The organism is Trebonia sp. (assembly GCF_030042015.1).
GTDB lineage: Bacteria > Actinomycetota > Actinomycetes > Streptosporangiales > Streptosporangiaceae > Trebonia.
In genome coordinates, this window is the sequence record NZ_JASIAL010000006.1 from 1 (window position 1) to 6,049 (window position 6,049).

At 66.6% G+C, this 6,049-nt stretch carries 6 protein-coding genes and 2 pseudogenes; 6 read left to right on the top strand and 2 right to left on the bottom strand.

The genetic code is table 11. The features are described from left to right. Window positions 1-989, bottom strand: a 989-nt coding sequence (locus Q1N79_RS00165) for a zinc-binding dehydrogenase (protein WP_300602555.1), incomplete at its 3' end; no start/stop codon positions are given. A 374-nt stretch (window positions 990-1,363) separates the two neighbouring features. On the opposite strand from Q1N79_RS00165, the pseudogene Q1N79_RS30515 reads away from it, so the two are divergent. Together Q1N79_RS30515 and Q1N79_RS30520 are read left to right on the top strand one after the other, a co-directional pair. Beyond that, window positions 1,364-1,597, top strand: a pseudogene (locus tag Q1N79_RS30515) (Clp protease N-terminal domain-containing protein); the annotation flags it as partial. Then, a pseudogene (locus tag Q1N79_RS30520) lies at window positions 1,548-1,790 on the top strand (hypothetical protein); the annotation flags it as partial. The pseudogenes Q1N79_RS30515 and Q1N79_RS30520, both read left to right, overlap by 50 nt. Here the strand turns inward: Q1N79_RS30520 and Q1N79_RS00170 are convergent. Then, window positions 1,691-2,173: an AAA family ATPase gene (locus Q1N79_RS00170; protein WP_300602558.1), complete on the bottom strand. Its 483-nt coding sequence runs from the start codon at window positions 2,171-2,173 to the stop codon at window positions 1,691-1,693. The pseudogene Q1N79_RS30520 and the gene Q1N79_RS00170 sit on opposite strands and share 100 nt — an antisense overlap. A gap of 158 nt (window positions 2,174-2,331) precedes the next feature. Between Q1N79_RS00170 and Q1N79_RS00175 the strand changes: the two genes are divergently transcribed. The 4 genes from Q1N79_RS00175 to Q1N79_RS00190 form a co-directional block, all read left to right on the top strand. After that, on the top strand, window positions 2,332-2,778 hold the full coding sequence (locus Q1N79_RS00175; RefSeq protein ID WP_300602559.1) for a Fur family transcriptional regulator: 447 nt from the start codon (window positions 2,332-2,334) through the stop codon (window positions 2,776-2,778). A 24-nt stretch (window positions 2,779-2,802) separates the two neighbouring features. Then, entirely contained in the window at window positions 2,803-5,031 is a 2,229-nt protein-coding gene (gene katG / locus Q1N79_RS00180; protein ID WP_300602562.1) for a catalase/peroxidase HPI, read from the top strand. 72 nt (window positions 5,032-5,103) lie between these two features. Next, window positions 5,104-5,403, top strand: coding sequence for a hypothetical protein (locus Q1N79_RS00185; RefSeq protein ID WP_300602564.1), 300 nt, complete (start codon window positions 5,104-5,106; stop codon window positions 5,401-5,403). Between the two features lie 151 nt (window positions 5,404-5,554). After that, window positions 5,555-6,049, top strand: a 495-nt coding sequence (locus Q1N79_RS00190; RefSeq protein ID WP_300602567.1) for a peptidoglycan-binding protein, incomplete at its 3' end; no start/stop codon positions are given.

The window sequence follows — 6,049 nt, forward strand, 5'->3', positions numbered from 1 at the left end:
TGTTCCAGGGAATAACGGTTGGTCACCAGCTTCTCTAGCGGGAACTTGCCTTCACGCATCCACTCCAAGAAGAGCGGAAAATCGGTTTCCGGTTCCGTTGCACCGAGGCTCCCACAATAGTGGCGTTGATACAGAAGAATTGCGTTCAAGTCGACCGATACATCGGCCACAGGAATCCCGAGGAGCACCGCCATGCCACCTTGGTTGTCTGCCCTTGGCCCTCCCTGCCTGACTGCCTCCAGAATCTGGAGAGCGGTCGTCGGGGCGCCGACCGCGTCGAAGGCATAGTCAACTCCGCCTGGGTTGATCGACAAAATCTCATTTACAGCGTCGGTATTAGAGGCATTGATACCATGGGTCGCGCCGAACTCCCTGGCGAACTGCAACTTACGGTCGACCAAGTCTACGGCGATAATGGGGTCAGCGCCAGCAATAGCAGCTGCGCCAATCGCCGACAAACCGACGCCTCCGACGCCGAATACGGCTACCGACTGGCCAAGCCCGACCTTTGCCGTGTGCAGGACCGCGCCGGCCCCTGTCAACACGGCGCAGCCAATTAGGCAGCTGATATCGGCTGGGTCCGACGGCGACATAGGGATGACCTTATCCGCGAACGTCACCATATGCTCGCTCCAGGTATACAAATCGCCGTCAGCGATCACGGGCCGTCCGTGGAAGGTGGCACCGGTGGGCGTCGAAACAGGCAAGCCTCTAATGGGAATTCGGGAAACCCATGTAGAGATGACGTGATCGCCTTCCTTTACGTGGGTGACTTCCTTCCCCACCTGTGTAACGACGCCACTGCCCTCATGGCCGAGCCCCATTGGCCTAGGCAACCTGGGATTGAGCAACTGGTGCACCTGTGAATAGCAGACACCGCTCGCGAAGTTGCGAACTGTGACCTGGTTAGGACCAGGGTCCGGTATGTCGATTTCCTCGATCACCAGCGGTCCTCGAGGCGCTACCTGTATGGCTGCCTTGCTCTTCATGACCGTCTCCTTCGATCGATCTAGTCCCCTCCCGTACCTGTCCCAACAGTTGCCCCAACAAACGCGTCGCGCTTGGTGCGCCCCTGCTTCCGCTTGTATCGGTAAGAAGACCCGTGCGGGAATGGGTGGCCTCGGCTTCAGCAGGCGGAGAGCCGCGCCGGCGCCAAGTGTGAAACGGAAGGTCATTGCGCGACAAATACCATAACGAGCAAGATTGCCAAGTTCGACGTCATTATCGCCGCCGCACAGGGGCCGACAAGACGTCGAGTTCTGGGTTGACCGCATTCACGCCGACCGATCGAAGGCGGTGCTCGCAGGAGCTGGCGCCGCGGCGCGCCTGGCTGGCGGCGTGGTCTTGCCGGTCCCCGCGGACCATGATATGTACCGGGCGGCAGCCGGGCCCAGGCCGGACGGGCGGAGGACACACATGCGTAAGCGGTTCACGGACCAGGGCGCGGCAGATTTCGGCGCTTGCGCAGGACGAAGCCAGGCTGCTCAGCCACGACCACGTCGGCACCGAGCACATCCTGCTGGCTCCATCCCGCGAGCGGGACGGCGTTGCCGGCAGGGCGCTCGGGTCGCTGGGAGTCACCCCGGAGGCAGTACGGGAGGTGCTCGGCCAGGCGCCCGGCTGGAGCGAGGCAGATCCGATCGATCCATTCGCGAAGTACACGCGACAAGCCGGGAACGTGCTGGAACTCTCACTGCGGGAAGCGCTGCGACTCGGGGATAACCAGGGTCAGTACCGAGTACATCCCGCTAGCGCTGATCCGCGAGCCAGGAGCGGTTGCTGCGGAGGTGCTTGCCCGGATGAGCGTCGACCCGAAGCGGGTCAGCCAGCAGGTGCTGCGGCTGCGCCATTCCGTCAGGGCATCCGCCGAGACCCGGTCGAAAGCGCGGTGCCGCTGGACATGGTCCGCCGCGTCCCGCGGGCCGGGGTCGGCGTGCGCGAGACGCTGCGGCAGCAGCAGCTCAACGACGCCGGAGAAGGCCGGCAGCGTCCGCGTCGTCAGTTCATCGCCCGGTCCAGGGACGAACCCCGGCTGGGCGTGCACCATCCCCTCCTTGATCTCGTCCCGGCAGATCGCCGGACATCCCACCGCATGCGCGATCCTGTGCGCGAGGGTGGTCTTGCCCGAGCCAGGAGGACCGGTGACGACAACGAGCGCGGGCAGGGAAGTCACCTCAGGAAAGCTATAGCCTGGCGCAGCGCGGCCGGCGGAGAAGGTGCCAATGGCCGATGCGGAGGCGAAGGCGTACTCTCGGGCCGCAGCGCCTGGCAGCCCAAAGTTGGCTCATTCGTTTTTTTGTACTGTTCGTGTTTTGGCGATAGGTTTGGCCCGTGACCCCACCCCAGAGTCCGTCCACCGCCGAGGCGCTGCGTGGTGCTGGCCTGCGGGTGACGGCCGCCCGTGTCGCGTTGCTCGAGACCATCCGCAATGGTGACCACCTCGGCGTCGAGGCGATCGCTTCCGGAGTCCGCGCTCGCGTGGGTCATGTCTCGCTTCAGGCCGTGTACGAGGCCCTGCACGCGCTGACCGCGGTGGGACTCGTGCGCCGCATCGAGCCGGCCGGCGGTCCGCCCCGGTTCGAGGGACGCGTCGGCGACAACCACCACCACGTCGTGTGCCGGTCGTGCGGGGTCGTCGCCGATGTCGACTGCGCGGTCGGCGAGGCGCCTTGCCTGACCGCTTCCGACGGCCGCGGTTTCTCGATCGACGAGGCCGAGGTCGTCTACTGGGGCCTGTGCCCCGACTGTTCCATCGCCCCAAGTGCCGGGGCATCGTGATCCGCCTAGTCCGGAGGGATTCTCATGACTGAGAACCATGATCCAGTAGACATCGAAGGCCCGACCCCGGAGAGCGGGGGATGTCCGGTCCTGCACGGTCTGACGCACCCGACCCAGGGTGATGCCAACAGTGACTGGTGGCCGAACAGGCTCAACCTGAAGATCCTCGCCAAGAACCCCGCCGTGGCCAACCCCATGGGGGAGGGCTTCGATTACGCCGCGGAATTCAAGAGCCTCGACCTCGCCGCGGTCAAGCGCGACATCGCGGCGGTGCTGACCGACTCCAAGAAGTGGTGGCCGGCCGACTTCGGCAACTACGGCCCGCTGATGATCCGGATGGCCTGGCACCTGGCGGGCACGTACCGGATCAACGATGGCCGTGGCGGCGCGGGCGCCGGGCAGCAGCGGTTCGCGCCGCTCAACAGCTGGCCGGACAACGTCAGCCTCGACAAGGCCCGCCGGCTGCTGTGGCCGGTCAAGAAGAAGTACGGCAAGAAGATCTCCTGGGGCGACCTGATGATCCTCACCGGGAACGTCGCCCTGGAGTCGATGGGTTTCAAGACTTTCGGTTTCGGCGGCGGCCGCGAGGACGTCTGGGAACCAGACGATGACGTCTACTGGGGTCCAGAGACCGTCTGGCTCGCAGACGAGCGTTACTCCGGCGACCGCGAGCTTCAGGAACCGCTGGCCGCGGTCCAGATGGGCCTCATCTACGTCAACCCCGAGGGCCCCAACGGCAACCCGGACCCGCTCGCCGCGGCCCGCGACGTCCGCGAGACGTTCCGCCGGATGGCGATGAACGACGAGGAGACAGTCGCCCTGATCGCCGGCGGCCACACGTTCGGCAAGACCCACGGCGCGGGTCCCGCCGATGCGGTTGGCCCCGACCCCGAGGCTGCCCCGCTCGAGCAGCAGGGCCTGGGCTGGAAGAGCAGCTACGGCAGCGGCGTGGGCGGGGACGCGATCACCAGCGGTCTCGAAGTCATCTGGACCGACACCCCGACCACGTGGGACAACAGCTTCTTTCGGATCCTCTTCGGCTATGAGTGGGAGCTCACCCGAAGCCCCGCGGGCGCGTACCAGTACCAGCCGAAGGACGGCGCGGGGGCGGGCACCGTCCCCGACCCCCACGACCCGGCCAAGCGCCGCACCCCGATGATGCTGACGACCGACCTCTCGCTCCGGTTCGACCCGATCTACGAGCCGATATCGCGGCGTTTCATGACGGACCAGGACGCGTTCGCGGACGCCTTCGCCCGCGCCTGGTTCAAGCTGACCCACCGCGACATGGGCCCGGTCGTGCGCTACCTCGGGCCTGAGGTCCCGTCCGAGACGCTGATCTGGCAGGACCCCGTGCCGGCCGTGGACCACGCGCTTGCCGACGCCGCGGACATCGCCGCGCTCAAGGGCCAGATCCGCGCCTCGGGCCTGTCGGTCCCGCAGCTCGTCTCCACCGCGTGGGCGTCGGCCGCGTCGTTCCGCGGCAGCGACAAGCGCGGCGGCGCCAACGGCGCGCGCGTCCGCCTCGAGCCGCAGAACGGGTGGGAGGTCAACAATCCCGACGAGCTGGCGACCGTGCTGCGGACCCTTGAGGGGATCCAGCAGTCCTTCAACGCCGCCCAGACCGGCGGCAAGAAGCTCTCGCTGGCCGACCTGATCGTGCTCGCAGGCGGCGTCGGCGTCGAGCAGGCAGCCAGGAACGCCGGCTTCGACATCGAGGTCCCGTTCGCGCCCGGCCGCACCGACGCGTCTGCCGAGCACACCGACGTGGAGTCGTTCGCCAACCTCGAGCCCAGGGCGGACGGGTTCCGCAACTACGTCGGGAAGGGCACCCGGCTGCCGGCCGAGTACCTGCTGATCGACAGGGCGAACCTGCTCACGCTGAGCGCACCAGAGATGACGGTCCTCGTGGGAGGCCTGCGTGTCCTTGGCGCGAACTACGACGGGTCCAAGCTCGGCGTCTTCACCGCGACCCCCGGGTCGCTGACCAACGACTTCTTCGTCAACCTGCTCGACATGGGCACGACATGGCAGCCGACGGCGGAGGACGCCAGCACGTTCGAAGGTCGTGACGCCGGAACGGGCGAGGTCAAGTGGACCGGCAGCCGTGTCGACCTGATCTTCGGGGCGAACTCCGAGCTGCGCGCGCTCGCGGAGGTCTACGGGAGCGACGACGCGAAGGAGAAGTTCGTGCACGACTTCGCCGCCGCGTGGGTCAAGGTGATGAACCTCGACCGGTTCGACCTGGCCTGATCAGGGCGTCTTGGTGCTGTCCTGGCCGGCCCGCGGCGGGCCGGCCAGGACAGCCTGGCCGTAGGAGGCCTCATGACCGCTGACACCCGCGCCGCGTCACGGGAAACAGGCGAGGGCAGCTGCTGGTGCTGTGGCCGGGCCGCAGCCGAGGACACCGTGGTCCGCCTGGGGAGCCACCCCGAGGTTGGGATCTGCGTCAACTGCGTCCATTCCCTGCGCCGCAGGGCAAGAGACCTGCAGGCGACGGCGCTGCGCCGGCGGCTGCGCGCTGCTGGCGAATCGGCCCGCCGCGAGGTCATGGCCCGGGGCTGGCACGAGCGGCCGGTGATTGGCCCCGCGCTGCGCTGGATAAACCAGCACCTGCCCTGGTAGCCGTAATCGCCAGCGCTGGTCCTATTCTGCCCGATTGGCGGTTATTGAGTAACTGCGGAACAGCGCTATTCAAGGACATAGTCCCAAGGCCCATCAATAATGCGCACCCCGGCGCTAGCATCGAAGTGCCAGTCGATCCGGGGGGAGAAACATGCGCAACATTTGGCGAAAGGCCGTTTTGGGGCTAGTGGCCGTGATAATCACCGCTACGACCGCGTTCGTGACGGCGGGCGTCGCGGCGGCGGCCACCGCGACGCCGTCCGTGCCTGTGGCAGCGACAGCGGCGACACTGACCTGGCCAGTCGTCGTGCAGGGAGCCACTGGAGAGCGCGTTGTCGCTATCCAGTACCTGCTCAACGACCGGATTGGCGCGGGCCTCGTAGTCGACGGGAAGTTCGGCCCCAAGACCGAGGCGGCCGTCAAGGCCTTCCAGAAGGAGTTCAAGCTGGCCGTGGACGGAAAGGTGGGGCCGCAGACCTGGACGCACCTGATCGTCGAGGTCCAGATCGGAAATAGCGGGCCTGCCGTAGCGGCGGTCCAGCACAACTTGAGGTTCGCCTACGGCTTCACGGCTCTCGCGGTCGACGGCATATTCGGCCCTAAGACGCAGGCGGCCGTCAAGGACTTCCAGGCGAGATTCAAGCTG

What these genes read in the sequence shown, in the direction of transcription:
- katG (WP_300602562.1), top strand. Translation starts at nt 2,803, where the DNA reads ATGACTGAGAACCATGATCCAGTAGACATCGAAGGCCCGACCCCGGAG.
- Q1N79_RS00185 (WP_300602564.1), top strand. Translation starts at nt 5,104, where the DNA reads ATGACCGCTGACACCCGCGCCGCGTCACGGGAAACAGGCGAGGGCAGC.